The 14763-nt window shown below is 45.0% G+C and carries 18 protein-coding genes; 9 read left to right on the forward strand and 9 right to left on the reverse strand.

Annotation, left to right across the window (positions count from 1 at the left end; all coding sequences use genetic code 11):
* Nucleotides 1-88 precede the first annotated feature (88 nt).
* A complete protein-coding gene (locus DBX26_RS20785) occupies nt 89-1222 on the reverse strand; it encodes an MBL fold metallo-hydrolase (RefSeq protein ID WP_118120781.1) in 1134 nt (377 codons plus the stop codon).
* Nucleotides 1223-1412: 190 nt separating this feature from the next.
* Here DBX26_RS20785 and DBX26_RS20790 point away from each other — a divergent pair, with 190 nt between their 5' ends.
* On the forward strand, nt 1413-1658 hold the full coding sequence (locus DBX26_RS20790) for a Rho-binding antiterminator (RefSeq protein ID WP_020335096.1): 246 nt from the start codon (nt 1413-1415) through the stop codon (nt 1656-1658).
* Between the two features lie 153 nt (nt 1659-1811).
* Here the strand turns inward: DBX26_RS20790 and ompW are convergent, their stop codons facing one another.
* Nucleotides 1812-2456 carry an outer membrane protein OmpW gene (ompW, locus tag DBX26_RS20795; RefSeq protein WP_014233484.1) on the reverse strand — a complete coding sequence of 215 codons (645 nt, stop codon included), beginning with the start codon at nt 2454-2456 and terminating at the stop codon, nt 1812-1814.
* 361 nt (nt 2457-2817) lie between these two features.
* Between ompW and DBX26_RS20800 the strand changes: the two genes are divergently transcribed.
* Both DBX26_RS20800 and DBX26_RS20805 read left to right on the forward strand, forming a co-directional pair.
* Nucleotides 2818-3129, forward strand: coding sequence for a cupin domain-containing protein (locus DBX26_RS20800; protein ID WP_118120782.1), 312 nt, complete (start codon nt 2818-2820; stop codon nt 3127-3129).
* Between the two features lie 49 nt (nt 3130-3178).
* Nucleotides 3179-3796 (forward strand): HAD family hydrolase, encoded by a 618-nt coding sequence (locus DBX26_RS20805; RefSeq protein WP_118120783.1) that lies wholly within the window; start codon nt 3179-3181, stop codon nt 3794-3796.
* Between the two features lie 30 nt (nt 3797-3826).
* Here DBX26_RS20805 and DBX26_RS20810 read toward each other — a convergent pair whose 3' ends face one another.
* Nucleotides 3827-4267: an Lrp/AsnC family transcriptional regulator gene (locus DBX26_RS20810; RefSeq protein ID WP_014233481.1), complete on the reverse strand. Its 441-nt coding sequence runs from the start codon at nt 4265-4267 to the stop codon at nt 3827-3829.
* A gap of 126 nt (nt 4268-4393) precedes the next feature.
* On the opposite strand from DBX26_RS20810, the gene DBX26_RS20815 reads away from it, so the two are divergent.
* Complete coding sequence (locus tag DBX26_RS20815; RefSeq protein WP_014233480.1) at nt 4394-4978, forward strand: LysE family translocator; 585 nt, start codon at nt 4394-4396, stop codon at nt 4976-4978.
* A gap of 194 nt (nt 4979-5172) precedes the next feature.
* Entirely contained in the window at nt 5173-5946 is a 774-nt protein-coding gene (locus tag DBX26_RS20820; RefSeq protein ID WP_014233479.1) for a siderophore-interacting protein, read from the forward strand.
* A gap of 103 nt (nt 5947-6049) precedes the next feature.
* Here DBX26_RS20820 and DBX26_RS20825 read toward each other — a convergent pair whose 3' ends face one another.
* The 5 genes from DBX26_RS20825 to kduD form a co-directional block, all read right to left on the reverse strand.
* Entirely contained in the window at nt 6050-6673 is a 624-nt protein-coding gene (locus tag DBX26_RS20825) for a bifunctional 4-hydroxy-2-oxoglutarate aldolase/2-dehydro-3-deoxy-phosphogluconate aldolase (protein WP_118120784.1), read from the reverse strand.
* Between the two features lie 11 nt (nt 6674-6684).
* Nucleotides 6685-7614, reverse strand: coding sequence for a sugar kinase (locus tag DBX26_RS20830; protein ID WP_118120785.1), 930 nt, complete (start codon nt 7612-7614; stop codon nt 6685-6687).
* 76 nt (nt 7615-7690) lie between these two features.
* Nucleotides 7691-8326, reverse strand: a complete 636-nt coding sequence (locus DBX26_RS20835) for an RpiB/LacA/LacB family sugar-phosphate isomerase (RefSeq protein ID WP_014233476.1) — start codon at nt 8324-8326, stop codon at nt 7691-7693.
* A 59-nt stretch (nt 8327-8385) separates the two neighbouring features.
* Nucleotides 8386-8943: a YgjV family protein gene (locus DBX26_RS20840; RefSeq protein ID WP_174234202.1), complete on the reverse strand. Its 558-nt coding sequence runs from the start codon at nt 8941-8943 to the stop codon at nt 8386-8388.
* 21 nt (nt 8944-8964) lie between these two features.
* Nucleotides 8965-9726: a 2-dehydro-3-deoxy-D-gluconate 5-dehydrogenase KduD gene (gene kduD / locus DBX26_RS20845; RefSeq protein WP_014233474.1), complete on the reverse strand. Its 762-nt coding sequence runs from the start codon at nt 9724-9726 to the stop codon at nt 8965-8967.
* A gap of 254 nt (nt 9727-9980) precedes the next feature.
* Here kduD and kdgR point away from each other — a divergent pair, with 254 nt between their 5' ends.
* Nucleotides 9981-10763, forward strand: a complete 783-nt coding sequence (kdgR, locus tag DBX26_RS20850; RefSeq protein ID WP_014233473.1) for a DNA-binding transcriptional regulator KdgR — start codon at nt 9981-9983, stop codon at nt 10761-10763.
* 108 nt (nt 10764-10871) lie between these two features.
* On the opposite strand, the gene DBX26_RS20855 is transcribed toward kdgR, so the two are convergent.
* The gene (locus DBX26_RS20855; RefSeq protein WP_118120786.1) at nt 10872-11741 is read right to left on the reverse strand and encodes a LysR family transcriptional regulator; all 870 of its coding nucleotides are present in this window, start codon (nt 11739-11741) and stop codon (nt 10872-10874) included.
* Nucleotides 11742-11918: 177 nt separating this feature from the next.
* Between DBX26_RS20855 and DBX26_RS20860 the strand changes: the two genes are divergently transcribed.
* The 3 genes from DBX26_RS20860 (at nt 11919) to DBX26_RS20870 (ending at nt 14703) form a co-directional block, all read left to right on the forward strand.
* Nucleotides 11919-12521 (forward strand): HD domain-containing protein, encoded by a 603-nt coding sequence (locus DBX26_RS20860; RefSeq protein ID WP_118120787.1) that lies wholly within the window; start codon nt 11919-11921, stop codon nt 12519-12521.
* Between the two features lie 12 nt (nt 12522-12533).
* The gene (locus DBX26_RS20865) at nt 12534-13283 is read left to right on the forward strand and encodes a class II aldolase/adducin family protein (protein WP_065300640.1); all 750 of its coding nucleotides are present in this window, start codon (nt 12534-12536) and stop codon (nt 13281-13283) included.
* A gap of 271 nt (nt 13284-13554) precedes the next feature.
* Entirely contained in the window at nt 13555-14703 is a 1149-nt protein-coding gene (locus DBX26_RS20870) for an S-(hydroxymethyl)glutathione dehydrogenase/class III alcohol dehydrogenase (protein ID WP_020335086.1), read from the forward strand.
* Nucleotides 14704-14763 lie beyond the last annotated feature (60 nt).

Here is a 14763-nt window from a genome sequence, read left to right on the forward strand (position 1 = left end):
ATCGACCAGAGAACCAGAGAACCAGAGAAGAATAGGCTCAAGACTTAACCACACTGAGGCGTCAATAAGCATAAGATGCAACAACAGCTTACACCTCAACCCCTCTTACGCGTTCTTCACTGAATTCCTTCTGCCACCAAGTTCGGTTTTTGTATTCGTTCTGAACAAGAAAACTCTCTCCCGGCATAGGCGTGAGTAACGTTACGCTTTCGCTTTGGCAGTGGCGAATCAAATCTTCAATTGGCTCATCCCATTTATGCGTGAACAACTCATAAGTTGCCCAGTGGACAGGCAATAACTTTTTCGCCTGTAAGTCCTTGAATGCCTGAACCGTATGGTGTGCTTGCATGTGGCCCCAGTTTTCTACCGGATAGCCCTGATTGTTTTTTACATCCGCCGCTACTTCCAAACAGGCAATGTCGATTGGTCCGCACCGCTGTGCGATATCGGCAAAATGCTGGTCGTAAGCACTGTCTCCACTAAAGTACAGTGTCTCACTTCGCCCTTTAATGACCCATGAAGCCCACAATGTGGTGTTTTTATCGAGATAAGTTCGCCCTGAGTTATGGTTAGCGGGCGTACAAATAAGCTCGACATTGGCATACTGTATGCTCTCCCACCAGTCGAACTCAACAATATCATCAGCACACACTCCCCATTTGATAAGGTGTTTACCAACGCCAAGCGGCACGTAAAAGGTGACTGATTTATCTGCATAAAAACGGATACTCGAAGCCTCCAGGTGATCATAATGATCGTGCGAGATCACGATAACATCTGGGATAGGCAAACTCTCTCGAGCGTGTGTATTAGGGATGTTACGCTCGAACCAAGCCTTCGCGATTAACGGTGAAGCATAGTCAAATACCGGATCGGTCAGAATACGAACCCCATTCACTTCCACCAGCATGGTTGAGTGTCCAAGCCAGGTCACTCGCATAGAATCACTGCGGTGTAAAAACTGATCTTGAACGATTGGGGAATAAGGTAAATGTCCATTGGGACACAGTGGCGCACGGCCTCCCAAATAGCTCCAGCAAACCTGCCAGAGCGACTGATGACTTGGCACGTTCGGCATGGCATTTTTGACCCGGCCATTTTCGAACTGGGGAGAGTGATGAATACGATGTGCGAGTTGCGCGGTATAAGCTTGCGGCTTAATCGGTGAGCCTAATTTACGCTCAGGGCTCAAAAAATTGCTCTTCAGGGTCGTTTCAGACATTTCTTAGCTTCGTTTGCTCGACGATAGGTTTAGTAAAGCCCGCTTTCATGTCTGTTTTATGACCAACCAGAGGCGTAAAATGAAGATTAGGTTTCAGTGGAAACGATTCCCCTCGAGTGGAATCTCAAACCAAACATTTTGTACTGGGTATACTTAAAGCAAATAGATTTGGTACAAAGGGAGAACAACGATGGTGACCTGCAATCAATACGATTTTATTGAAATAGCCTGTATGTTTCAGTTACCTGTTGAAATTACTCTGAAGAATGGTGAAAGCCATCAGGGGAGAGCGTTTGATACCGGCTTTGATATGCAGCGACAAGAATGTTTGTTTCTTGATGTTGACGGCGAACATGTGGCCTTTCCGACTGAACAACTGCTCATGATGCGAGCGCTAAAAGCCAACCCACATTTTAGTGAAGTAACGTTTGATTAGTGCATTATGGTTTAAAGATGAGAGCAAAAAAGAGGGGCAGTGCCCGAATACCGCCCCTAAAGTCATGCCAAACCTGTCATACGCTGGGCCTCTAGCCTTGCGCGTTATAAAAATTGCTAGCGGTCAAAAGACCTGAAAACTACTGGTTATTGTTTAAAACTTGTAACCACCGCTGATCATAAATACCCAAGGGTTAATCTCTACGTCAGTCTTTTGCTTCACGCCACCTGCTTTGTAGGTTGCTTCTGTCTCAATGTTCGCGTACCAAGCAGATGCGTTTAGGAACCATTGATCGTTGATCATGTAGTCCACACCAACGTTTGCCGCTAAACCAAATGAATCGTCCAGTTTCAGATCCGACAGGCCATTAACTTTACCTTTGTTATTAAAGCCTTCATCAAAGAAGATAGTGTAGTTCAGACCCGCACCAACGTATGGACGGAACTTACTTTGTGGCTCGCCAAAGTAGTACTGAACCATAAACGTTGGTGGCAGGTGTTTGGTATCAGCGATATCTCCAAGATTGCCTAAATCTGTAGAAATATCGTGACTAAACGGTGTCGCTGCTAACACTTCAAAGCTGATGTTGTCCGTAAACATGTAGCCAAATGTCAATCCAAGCTGAGTGTTAGAATCCACTTTCAGCTCTTCTGAAGAGCCAAGAATCTTATCGCTGCTATCATTAGGAACCACAGACGCCGCACCCACGCGAAGAACGAAGTCACCTTGTTTATGAGCGAAAACACTTGGTGACACGAGCGCAGCAACCACTGCCAAACTGCAGATTGTTTTTTTCATTTTTATTTCCTTTTATAGGGCTTCGTTTTTGTACCCGTCACAGGTTCATGAAACTCTGCAATATCCAATGGAAAGTCAGAGTGTTAACGAACTCGGGTATTTATATTTGTTAACTGCGCGCAATCTAGCACATAAAAACCTTACTATTTTGACGGAAATCAATTTGTAAAAAATATAGCGAGTCTGTGTTAGAAAACGCCAAATTGATCAACAAATTATGCAAATGATACACAACCTTGTAATGCAAAATGTGCGTGTGAGAAGCTCTTGCCCCTTTAGAGGCACGAGCTTAAGCAGGCTGAACGACGATAAATCACTTATCATCAGATGAGTGAGACACTTTTCAAGCTCAGGAAACGCGATGAACCTGTTTAAAGATTTACCTCATGATGTTAATGAAGAAATATTTGAAGATCTGCTGTGTTACGACAAGTTGCGTATTGAACGTATTGTGTCTTACGGGCAGACTTCTCCCGAAACTGGTTGGTACGATCAAGAAGAAAATGAGTGGGTGCTGGTATTAAAAGGAGCGGGAGAACTCACCTTTGAGAATGATATAGTCAAACGTCTAGAAGCAGGCGATTACATTAATATCCCGGCACACACTAAACACAAAGTCAGTTGGACCGCCCCCGATACGGAAACAATTTGGTTGGCGGTATTTTACCAATAATTCAAAATCAAGTTACCTTGATAAAAGCGAAAACAAGTAGGCATTCATAGTGAGCAATGTGAAAAAGCCGTCATTGGCACTGTTTGATTTTGATGGCACCATCACCAATCAGGATATGTACAGCCTATTCTTGCACTATTCCGCATCAGGCAAGCGAAAGAGCGTCGGCAAGTTCGTAATTACGCCATTCTACTTGTTGTACAAAATTGGAATATTACCTGCTCACATTATGCGTCCGATTGCGAGCTTTATTGCCTTTGCTGGAAAAGAGACTCAGCACGTTAACGCCATCGGTACGCAATTCGCTAACGAGATTATCCCCCAATACCTCAGACCAGAAGCCGCAGATAAACTGGATTGGCATCAACAAAATGGCGATACCATTGTCGTGGTATCAGCTTCCCTAAATGCGTATTTACGGCCCTGGTGTGAAGAAAACGGATACCATCTACTGTGCAGTGAACTGTTGACCAACACGCCCACAATCAGCGGACGATATCTGCAAGGCGATTGCAGTTTGGAAAGAAAAGTAAGACGGGTGCACGAATCATTTAACTTGAATGATTTTGCCTCCGTCTATGCCTACGGTGATACTCATGAAGATATCCCGATGCTCAAACTTGCCGATCACGCCATGCTGAACTGGAAAAAGTGGGAAACCACGTAGACACCGCCAAAAGCAGCAGTGGTAAGGCTATCATCGCTCATCTTTAGGCGTGTCCATCACCACCATGGTTGTAATCCCCTGAACGTGCTCACACTCCCCAAGAACACCAGCATGAAAAGCTTTGTAGGCGGCTAAGTCCCGCGTTTCTACTCGCAACAAATATTCGTTCGCGCCAGTGATGTTATGACACTCAACGACTTCTTTCACAAAACGTACGTGATCCTCAAACGCGTGCTGCGCCTGTTTAGAGTGAGAAGCTAACCCTATCGAAACATACGCGACAAAACCGACACCCAGTTGCTGACTGTCGAGCACCGCACGATAGCCTTTGATTACGCCTTGACGCTCCAATTCTTGCACACGGCGCAACGTCGCAGAAGGTGACAAACCAACTCTCTCAGACAGCTCAACATTGGAGATTCTTCCGTCCAACTTAAGCTCTTGCAATATTCTTTCGTCAAATTTATCCATAATGATTTTTTATTGCTTAATTAATCCATTCAAGGTCAATAAAAGCACAATATTGATGACGTTTCTACTTATAGTTGTTTGAAAGATGACGTCCACTCAGGACAGTTTTGATGTAAGGAAAAAACTATGGAATACCATCAATTAGGCGCTCTGGCATTGTTTGCTTTTGTATCGACTTTTACTCCGGGCCCGAACAATATCATGCTGATGACATCAGGCGCGAATGTCGGGTTTAAACGCACCATTCCACACATGTTAGGTATTACTTTTGGCTTTGGTGCAATGCTAATTCTGGTTGGTATTGGCTTAATGGGGTTATTTCACGCGTATCCGGTTACCCATACAATATTAAAAGCACTCAGCTTAAGTTACTTGCTGTATCTGACTTATAAAATCGCCACCAGTGGTAAAGCAGAAACAAAAAATGATTTTAAGCCAATGTCGTTTATCGGTGCGGCGGCATTTCAGTGGGTGAATCCAAAAGGCTGGTCCATGGCGCTCACGGCCGTCACGGTGTACAGCTCGGGAGCCGCATGGCTAGAGCTGACGTTTATTGCAGGCATCTTCTGCTTGGCTAACCTACCCTCAGTCACTTTTTGGACCGCTGCCGGGATACAGCTTCAACGCTGGTTAACCACATCTAAACGTGTCAAAGGGTTTAATTACGGCATGGCGGCATTACTGCTTTTATCGACGATTCCAATGATATAACTGAATCCCAATCAAAACCTCTACGGAGGTTTTTTTAATGTTTGAGGGATAATCATCGAACAAGCGAACATTCTCGCTTAGGTTTGAGTTTCAGTTTCAATTCACAGTGTAAATTTGTTTAAAGACACTACTCTCTCAAGAGAGATATTGATATTCTTAAATGAGAAAGAGAATAATTATCGAGAAAAGTAAAGATGAAAAAGAAACCTGAACCTAAAGAACTTGTCGTTACGCACACAGAAACGATTACCCCAAACATGCAGCGCCTTACTTTGCAAGGAGACGCCCTCAGCCAATTCCCGGCAGACTGTGAGGGTAGCTACATCAAGCTGCTTTTTAATCAAGATGGTGGAACCACTTTAGAAGCGATGTCTGAAGATAATCGCCCGTTGATGCGTACTTATACCATTCGCCGTTACCATCCAGAGAAATGCAGCATTGAAGTCGATTTTGTTCGACATATCACACAAGATCTGCAATGTGGATTCGCCGCTCGCTGGGCGATGTCAGCACAGAAAGGAGACACCATCAACATCGTTGGTCCGGGTAGTATTTCTAACCTCAATACCGACGCAGATTGGTTTTTCATGGCCGCCGATATGACTGCCCTCCCTGCTCTGTCCGCCAAAATCCGAACGTTGTCTGAAGAAGCAAAGGGCTATGCGGTAATTAGCGTCATCTCCGCCGCAGACATTCAACCACTGCACGCGCCGGCGGGTATGGAACTGATTTGGCTGACTGAAGGACAAAATCTGGCAGACGCCGTCCGCGAATTGGAATGGTTGGAAGGGAATGCCGCCGTTTGGTGTGCGTGTGAATTTGATTCTATGCGCGCATTACGCCAGTACTTCCGCAATGAAAAAGAAGTCGAGCGTGAAAATATCTACATCAGCAGCTACTGGAAACAAGGCGTGGCAGAAGATGGGCATAAAGTGATTAAGCGTGAAGATGCCGAATCCAATCAATAGCAATTCACGATAAAAAATACGCCCGGTGGAGCCGGGCGTCGGCAAAATGCCTAATAGCTTTTTTGACTATCAACGATAGTTTTCAGGCTTAGCAGGGTATAAATCATTCAATAATTGTTGCAACTTCACGAATCAACAACGCAAGTTCGTCCCATTGCTCGTTGTCAATCAAATCACCAGGCACCATCCAGGTTCCACCACACGCTAATACAGAAGAAATAGCCAAGTAATCTTTTACGTTACTATGACTTACTCCACCTGTTGGCATGAATTTAACTGGGTATACCGCTGAAAGTGCTTTAAGCATTGCTGTGCCACCTGATGGCTCCGCAGGGAAAAACTTAAGGGTACGAAGGCCCATTTCCATCGCTTGTTCAACCAGACTTGGATTATTTACACCAGGTACGATAGCGATGTTACGCTGCTGACAGTATTTAACGGTGGTTGGGTTAAAGCCCGGGCTAACAATAAAATCGACACCAGCTTCAATCGCTTCATCCACCTGAGCACTGGTTAGGACAGTGCCCGCGCCAATTAACATCTCTGGATACGCGTCGCGCATATTCTTGATCGCAAGTGCCGCTTCTTCAGTACGAAACGTGATTTCAGCACAAGGCAGGCCGTTTTCAACCAATACCTGAGCCAATTTTACAGCCTTGCTTGCATCTTTAATTGCAATAACAGGGACTACTTTAATTTCAGAAAGTTGTTGATTTAGGTCTTTCATTTCATCGTTCCTTAAATAGTCGGCATCGATTCGCTTGGAATGATTGCACCGCGATGTTGGATTACAGAACCAGCCACTTTGTGCCCAGCCAGCGCAGACTCAGCAACGTCTCCGCCTAGAATGCGTTTTGCAAGGTAACCTGCACTGAAAGAGTCGCCAGCTGCCGTCGTATCGACCACAGCGTCTACTTTCAATGCCGCAACGGAGTGCTGTTGGTCTTGTGTCACAACAAAACAGTCGTCCGCGCCGCGCTTAACAATGATCTCTTTCACTCCAAAGCCTTTGCTACGATTAATGGCTTCAGATTCCTCTTTGTCACCCCATAGCATGACCTCATCATCAAAAGTCAAAAATGCCATGTCAGTAACACTGAGAATTTGCGAGTAGAAACGACGAGCCAACTCTATACTTGGCCAAAGTTTTGGCCGGAAATTGTTATCAAACGCTATCGTAACGCCCTCGTTACGGCAGGCAGCCAACAGGTCGATCAGCGTTTGACGATGCTCTTCAGCGATAATAGCTAAACTGATACCGCTAAGATAAATCATTTGATGTTGGCAAAGATCTTTAACCAAAGATTCAAAGTTTTGCTCGCGTAGCCAATATTTTGCTGCAGCGTCTTCACGCCAGTAAAAGAAACTTCGTTCACCATCGTCCGCGGTTTCAATCGCATAAATGCCCGGCAATTTATCTTCAGAGAAGTAGACCATGTCGGTGTTGATGCCTTCGTCCTGCCAAGCTGTCAGCATTTCGCGGCTAAACGGATCGAGTCCCAGCCCAGTCACATAGGATGTTTCGACGCCATGTTGTTGGGTTAAACGAGACAGGTAAACAGCAGTATTGAGGGTATCACCACCAAAACCTTGCTGTAGCACGCCATGATGTTTCCTAAGCTCCACCATACATTCACCGATGATAGCGACGCGACTGATTGGGTTCATGGGAGCCTCCTTAGTGGTACAAAAAATAAGCCAGCACAATGGCTGGCTTGTACTTAATTCCCGATAAATTAAGTAATTAGTCCAGTAGAGACTTCACGTATTCTGCGATCTCAGGCACTTGGCAATGTGCGAAGAAGCACTCTTGGAATTGCGCACTACCAACAGCAGTTTTCACTAGCTCTTGATCGATGGCACGTAAGCCTTCAACCACATCTTTAGAGACTGCGGCTTTTACGTCGTTCAAGATCGCAGCGTTAGCTTGCTGAGGCGCTGCTCGCTCGATAGGGTAACCTTCACCACGATTTCCAGTGAACGCTTTTTCAAAGATGTAACGCACGTTCAGTTCACCAGCCCAGCCAAAACCTTTAGCGAAGGCTAGAGAGATAGCGTTGCCGTTGTTGATTTGGTTGAACAGGAATGCATCAGATGGCTCCAGGCAGTAGCCACATACTACGCCTGGATGTAGGTTGCTTGACATCAGCGCGCCTTGGCCAGTTCCACAACCCGTTACCACGAAATCTACTGCTTTTGAGTTCAGTAGGATATTCGCCATGATACCTAAGTGGACGTACGTTAGATGATGATCATTTTCATCAGTCATACCAACGTTAAATACTTCGTGGCCAAGACCACCCGCTACAGTGTTTAATTCACCAGCCACCATTGCGTTTTTCGCGGCTTGGCTGTTTTCCATCATTAGTGCAATTTTCATCTGTTACTCCTGCGGTACAAACCGCATTCAAAAAGTTTCTTAAACAAAATTCTTAGAATCTATGACCTTTCAAGCTGATTTTGATCAGTTTGTAGCGTCTTCACACAAGGCGGAAGCATTGGCTCCAGTCGCTGGCGATATAAACGGTAAATTGTCATTGAATTCATAACGATCACGGTCATTTCCAGCAGTGTCCCCCCAATAGAACCCACCAGAATATTGTTGGTCAGCCAACAACAAGCACCAATCAAAAAGCCCACGCGCATCTGAATTCCCGACAAGCAGAATACAGAGTAGGTCCCGATAATCGTTCCCAAAATAGGCCAAATGTCACGCCACTGCTCAGCAGCCCAATAACCACTAACTAAACTGATAACAATAAATGCAGCAGCGATTCGCTTCGACGAAACAAATATTGCCGTGGTCGTTCTGATTGTCGACAGGAACGCCCCAAGCGCTGAGGTCATTGAACCAAGCAATAAAAAATGGAGAAGATGATTGAGATTAAATATCAGCATCAAGATTTTTAGGCGTTTATCATTTTTTTGGTAAAAGACGGAGAATCCCAAACCAAAACTGATAAACCCTACTACTTGCGCTAATGTTGCGGTATCCACAATCAACTTCTCACAAATCGATTAGCGAGCTAACCATCCACCGTCAACCGCGATCGTGTAACCATTGATATAGTCAGCCGCTTTTGATGCCAAAAATACACAAGGGCCAGCTAAATCTTCAGGCAAGCCCCAGCGTTCAGCAGGGATACGTTCAAGGATGGCAGCGTTACGCTCTTCGTCAGCACGTAAAGCAGCGGTGTTGTTTGTTGCCATGTAACCTGGTGCAATCGCGTTCACGTTAATGTCGTGACTTGCCCATTCGTTCGCCATTAGGCGCGTAACACCCATCACGCCGCTCTTAGAGGCAGTGTATGAAGGAACGCGGATACCGCCTTGGAAAGACAGCATAGATGCGACGTTGATGATCTTGCCACCTTCACCTTGAGCGATGAACTGCTTTGCAACGGCTTGAGACATAAAGAACACCGATTTGATGTTAATGTTCATTACGTCATCCCAATCTTGCTCAGAAAACTCGATCGCATCTTCGCGACGGATGATACCTGCATTGTTTACAAGAATATCAATGCGGCCCAGCTCTGTGACTGCGCGATCAACGATTGAAGGGATGTCATCCAGCGTCATTAGGTTAGCGCGAACATCAACAAATTTACGGCCTTCGGCTTCAATTTTCTCAATAGTTTCTGTCGGTTCAATGATGTTTACGCCCACGATATCACAACCGGCTTTTGCTAAACCAAGCGCCATACCTTGGCCAAGACCAGTGTCACAACCCGTAACAATGGCTACTTTGCCTTCAAGGTTAAATGAATCAAGAATCATGTCTTTTTCCTCAATAATTAGATAATTCGTGATTTGGCGACTGGCCATGTCACTTTCTACACACATATACTGAATAAAAAAGAAATCAGTTTCAATTATTTTTGAAAAGACGTTTCAAAAAATAGATTACGATCCAATTTTTCTGCACCGAACCCCAATTTAATTCCAAATTATTGAAAAGGTATTTTATAAATACTAGTGCTACAGATTTTATAAGATATAATGAAGCAAACAAAAAATTCACAAGGACATCAATGAAAACCTCAAATCAACCTGAAGCAGTTTCATCAGTACTGAAAGTGTTTCACATTCTTCAAGCACTAGGGGAGCAAAAATCCATCGGTGTATCCGATCTTTCCCAACGACTAATGATGTCGAAAGCAACAACATATCGTTTTCTACAAACAATGAAGTCACTAGGCTACGTATCGCAAGAAGGTGAAGACGATAAGTACTCACTAACACTCAAGCTGTTTGAGTTGGGATCAAAATCGCTCGAGTATGTTGATCTGATTGAACTGGCCGACAAAGAAATGCGTCATATTTCAGAACAAACCAATGAAGCCTTGCACCTGGGTGCTCTGGATGACAATGCCATCATTTACATCCACAAAATTGATTCTGGCTACAACCTACGCATGCAATCGCGCATTGGTCGCCGTAACCCTCTTTACAGTACTGCGATTGGTAAAGTTCTACTTTCTGAGCGCGATGAAAGCTTCGTCCGTGAGGTGTTAAGCGGTGTAGAATTTATTAAACACACTGAAAAGACACTAGAAAACACGGAACAAGTGCTAGAAGAATTGGCAAAAGTGCGCGCTCAACATTTTGCAGAAGATAACGAAGAGCAAGAACCTGGCCTTCGCTGTATCGCAGCGCCGGTTTATAACCGCTTTGGTCAAATCATTGCTGCTCTGTCTATCTCATTCCCTGTTATTCGCTTTGAAGAAGAACGAATGGAAGAGTATGTTGGCTTATTGCATCAAGCAGGCAAAAATATTTCCGAGCACTTGGGATATCATAACTACCCCGCATAGTCTGGAAAGCAGCTAGACGGCTGCTTTATTGCCTACTTTATAAATATTGAGAGGGCGATTAAATTTCGCAATTTACCTTATTTAACGCTTCGGCAGCTGATGCGCTGATCACGCCAACTCTTTCGCTAAAAAGTCGATGAGTAATCTGACTTTAGGCGATAGTTTATGACTTGGTGGATACAGCGCCCAAATACCTTCACGATCATCCCGGTAATCACTGAGCACTTCGACCAGCTCACCGCAATCTAACGCCTCTTGAACGTAATAATCCGGTAACTGCACTAAACCAAGCCCACGCTTTGCGGCATCCACTAAAGCGAAACCACTGTTGCATTTGATCCGTCCAGAGACGCGCAACGACTTCTCTCGGTTCTGCTCTTTGAAATGCCAGTAATCGACAGAACCCACCAAACACTGATGACGCCCTAACTCTGATAGTGTATGGGGTTCGCCAAATCGTTCCAGATAATTAGGGCTCGCACAGACATACATTTGGCGTGAAGAAAGGCGCTTAGCAATCATACTTGAATCTTGTAATCGCCCCAGGCGTATGGCCACATCCAACCCTTTCTCTATCAAGTCGAGTCGCTGGTTAGTCAGAATCAAGTCGAGATTAACCTGAGGATGCCTCTCTAAGAACTGATGCAATAATGGCGCAAGGTTCATTTCTCCATAGGTAACCGGAGCCGTCACCCGCAGTATGCCTTTTGGCTCTGCCTGCATTTGAGTCACGGCAAGCTCGGCTAACTCTAGCCCTTCTAACAGGTGCTTACACTGCTGATAATAAAGCTGACCTGCCTCAGAAAGAGAAACTTTACGCGTGGTGCGATGCAGCAATTTCACCGCTAAACGTTGCTCTAGCGCGGAAACTCGACGACTGATCTGTGCAACCGATGTTTTAAGTTTATTTGCAGCGCCTGTGAAACTGTTTGTCTCTGCAACGGCTACAAACTCAGTAACACCTTCCCAATTCGCCATTTCTTTGTTCCCGTCAAATCATTTAACGACAACATTGTCACACAAACTCTGACCGGGAGAAACTTCCCTTTATCTGTACCCCTCAATACAAAAAGCTAATTAAATGTAAACGATTTAACATTGAACAAACATGAGCTGTGTTTTTATAGCGTCTGAATCCACAAGTAGGACAGAAGAATGACCAAGCACAATACCCCATTAGCTGGTTTTACTCATATGGAACATGGCACAGCACAAGACTGGAAGATCATCGCGGAACAATTTGTTGATTATGCTGGAGAATTACCAGACAGAATCATCAAACACCTTTTATTGCTTGATGGTGATTTTGGTGGCTTTCAGGTTGATCGGCTCACACACAGCCTCCAATGTGCAACACTCGCCTATCGAGATGGTAAGGATGACGAGTACGTCGTGTGTGCGCTACTGCATGATATTGGCGATACGTTAGGTTCGTATAACCACCCAGACATCGCCGCTACTATCCTCGAGCCTTTCGTCAGTGAAGAGAATCACTGGATGATCAAACATCATGGTATTTTTCAGGGATATTACTTCTTCCATCACTTGAATATGGACAGAGAGATGCACAAAGCGTACATCGATCATCCTTGTTACCAACGCACTCAGGAATTTGTACGTAAATATGACGCGCCAGCCTTTGATCCTGAATTAGACACCCTATCGCTAGAATTCTTTGAGCCGATGATCCGCAAGGTATTTGAGCGTCCCGTTCGTTCGATTTACAAACAAGCTCAAGACAAAATAGCAGCAGAATAGGGAGAGGCGATCATGAACTCATCAATGAGAAATCAAGTTAGCGAACAAGAATGGCAGTTACGTGTGGAATTAGCCGCATGCTACAGGCTGGTCGCAGAATTCGGCTGGGACGACTTAATCTTTACCCATATAAGTGTACGAATTCCAGGCCCTGAGCATCATTTTCTGATCAATCCTTACGGGATGATGTTTGATGAAATTACCGCCTCCGACCTTATCAAGATCGATCAAAACGGTAATAAGCTGCAAGACACACCTCACTCCGTCAATCACGCTGGATTTATCATCCACAGCTGTATTCATGAGGCGCGTCATGATGTCGGCTGTATTATTCATACACATACGCGAGCTGGTGTCGCGGTCAGCGCGCAGAAAAATGGCATCTTGCCAATCAGTCAACAGTCAACTTATGTGCTGTCGTCATTGGCTTATCACGACTATGAAGGCGTCGCAGTAAGAGAAGATGAACAACCTCGTTTGCAGCAAGATCTGGGAGAGGCAAATTTCCTTGTGCTGCGCAATCACGGGCTATTAACGGTAGGCAAAACCGTCGCGGATGCATTTTTGTCTATGTATGCCTTGGAAACCACCTGCCAAATCCAATTAGCCGCACAATCGGGAGGCAGTGAGCTCATTCACATTGAACCTAAGATTGTCAGCTCGATAACTGAAGCGGTGAAAACACAAGGCGTGGATGGTTCCATCGTATGGCCAGCGTTATTGCGCAAACTGGACCGAATCGACCCACGCTACAAAGACTGATTAATAAAGAAAAAGGCGCTGAATCATAAACACGATAAGCGCTTTTTTTGTTTGCCCCAAAGCACACCTGTCGTCATCAAAAATCCTTTTGTCTTCTATCCGGTTTAACACTCTTATTATTACTTATATGTAAAAATCATTTTCATAAACGACGGATTATCATTTTTAATGAAATAGATAAAATGAGCATAAATAAAACTACAGGCGAAAAGCGAAAGCTCAGCTACGCTTAACTACTACGCCTACCTATTGATTAGATAAGGGAAATCCAATGGCACTTGAAATCAAACCAGGTCAAACATCGATCAAATCTAAAGCGGCTGTCGCATGGGCGGCAGGCGAGCCATTAAAAATGGAAGAAGTGGATGTACAACTGCCTAAAAAAGGTGAAGTTTTAGTCCGTATCGTGGCAACTGGCGTTTGTCATACGGATGCATTCACGCTATCTGGTGACGATCCAGAAGGCATCTTCCCTGCGATCCTTGGTCACGAAGGTGGCGGTATCGTTGAAATGGTAGGCGAAGGCGTGACTAGTGTTGAAGTTGGTGATCACGTTATTCCTCTTTACACAGCAGAATGTGGCGAGTGTAAGTTCTGTAAATCTGGCAAAACGAACCTTTGTCAGGCAGTACGTGAAACTCAAGGTAAAGGCCTAATGCCAGATGGCACAAGCCGCTTCTCAATCAATGGCGAAACAATTTTCCATTACATGGGCTGTTCGACGTTCTCTGAGTACACTGTACTTCCAGAAATTTCACTAGCGAAAGTAAACAAAGAAGCACCTCTGGAAGAAGTATGTCTACTTGGCTGTGGTGTGACTACCGGTATGGGCGCAGTACTGAATACAGCAAAAGTTCAGGAAGGCGACACAGTAGCCATCTTTGGCCTAGGCGGCATCGGTCTATCTGCAATCATTGGTGCACGTATGGCTGGCGCTAGCCGCATCATCGGTATCGATATCAATGAGAGTAAATTCGATCTTGCGAAACAACTTGGCGCAACCGATGTGATTAACCCTCAGAAATTCGACAAGCCAATTCAGGAAGTCATTGTTGAAATGACAGATGGCGGCGTTGATTTCTCGTTTGAATGTATCGGTAACGTCAACGTGATGCGTCAGGCTCTTGAATGCTGTCACAAAGGCTGGGGTGAGTCAGTCATCATCGGTGTAGCTGGTGCAGGTCAAGAGATCTCTACCCGTCCATTCCAACTGGTAACTGGCCGCGTATGGCGAGGCAGTGCGTTCGGTGGCGTGAAAGGCCGCTCTGAGCTTCCAGAAATTGTAGAAAAATACATGGCAGGTGAATTCGGTCTACAAGAATTCATTACTCACACTATGGGACTTGAAGACGTCAACGAGGCGTTCGACCTGATGCATGAAGGTAAGAGTATCCGTAGCGTGATTCACATGGACAAATAATGTCTCTGCAGGCTCTCCCTAGGGAGAGCCTTATTGTATTAACGGTGTCCTGCCGTTGAA

This window comes from Vibrio sp. dhg (assembly GCF_003443775.1).
Taxonomy (GTDB): Bacteria; Pseudomonadota; Gammaproteobacteria; order Enterobacterales; family Vibrionaceae; genus Vibrio; species Vibrio natriegens.

Coding starts and splice junctions, on each gene's coding strand:
- DBX26_RS20785 (WP_118120781.1), bottom strand. CDS start 1,222: ATGTCTGAAACGACCCTGAAGAGCAATTTTTTGAGCCCTGAGCGTAAA.
- DBX26_RS20790 (WP_020335096.1), top strand. CDS start 1,413: ATGGTGACCTGCAATCAATACGATTTTATTGAAATAGCCTGTATGTTT.
- ompW (WP_014233484.1), bottom strand. CDS start 2,456: ATGAAAAAAACAATCTGCAGTTTGGCAGTGGTTGCTGCGCTCGTGTCA.
- DBX26_RS20800 (WP_118120782.1), top strand. CDS start 2,818: ATGAACCTGTTTAAAGATTTACCTCATGATGTTAATGAAGAAATATTT.
- DBX26_RS20810 (WP_014233481.1), bottom strand. CDS start 4,267: ATGGATAAATTTGACGAAAGAATATTGCAAGAGCTTAAGTTGGACGGA.
- DBX26_RS20815 (WP_014233480.1), top strand. CDS start 4,394: ATGGAATACCATCAATTAGGCGCTCTGGCATTGTTTGCTTTTGTATCG.
- DBX26_RS20820 (WP_014233479.1), top strand. CDS start 5,173: ATGAAAAAGAAACCTGAACCTAAAGAACTTGTCGTTACGCACACAGAA.
- DBX26_RS20825 (WP_118120784.1), bottom strand. CDS start 6,673: ATGAAAGACCTAAATCAACAACTTTCTGAAATTAAAGTAGTCCCTGTT.
- DBX26_RS20830 (WP_118120785.1), bottom strand. CDS start 7,614: ATGAACCCAATCAGTCGCGTCGCTATCATCGGTGAATGTATGGTGGAG.
- DBX26_RS20835 (WP_014233476.1), bottom strand. CDS start 8,326: ATGAAAATTGCACTAATGATGGAAAACAGCCAAGCCGCGAAAAACGCA.
- kduD (WP_014233474.1), bottom strand. CDS start 9,726: ATGATTCTTGATTCATTTAACCTTGAAGGCAAAGTAGCCATTGTTACG.
- kdgR (WP_014233473.1), top strand. CDS start 9,981: ATGAAAACCTCAAATCAACCTGAAGCAGTTTCATCAGTACTGAAAGTG.
- DBX26_RS20855 (WP_118120786.1), bottom strand. CDS start 11,741: ATGGCGAATTGGGAAGGTGTTACTGAGTTTGTAGCCGTTGCAGAGACA.
- DBX26_RS20860 (WP_118120787.1), top strand. CDS start 11,919: ATGACCAAGCACAATACCCCATTAGCTGGTTTTACTCATATGGAACAT.
- DBX26_RS20865 (WP_065300640.1), top strand. CDS start 12,534: ATGAACTCATCAATGAGAAATCAAGTTAGCGAACAAGAATGGCAGTTA.
- DBX26_RS20870 (WP_020335086.1), top strand. CDS start 13,555: ATGGCACTTGAAATCAAACCAGGTCAAACATCGATCAAATCTAAAGCG.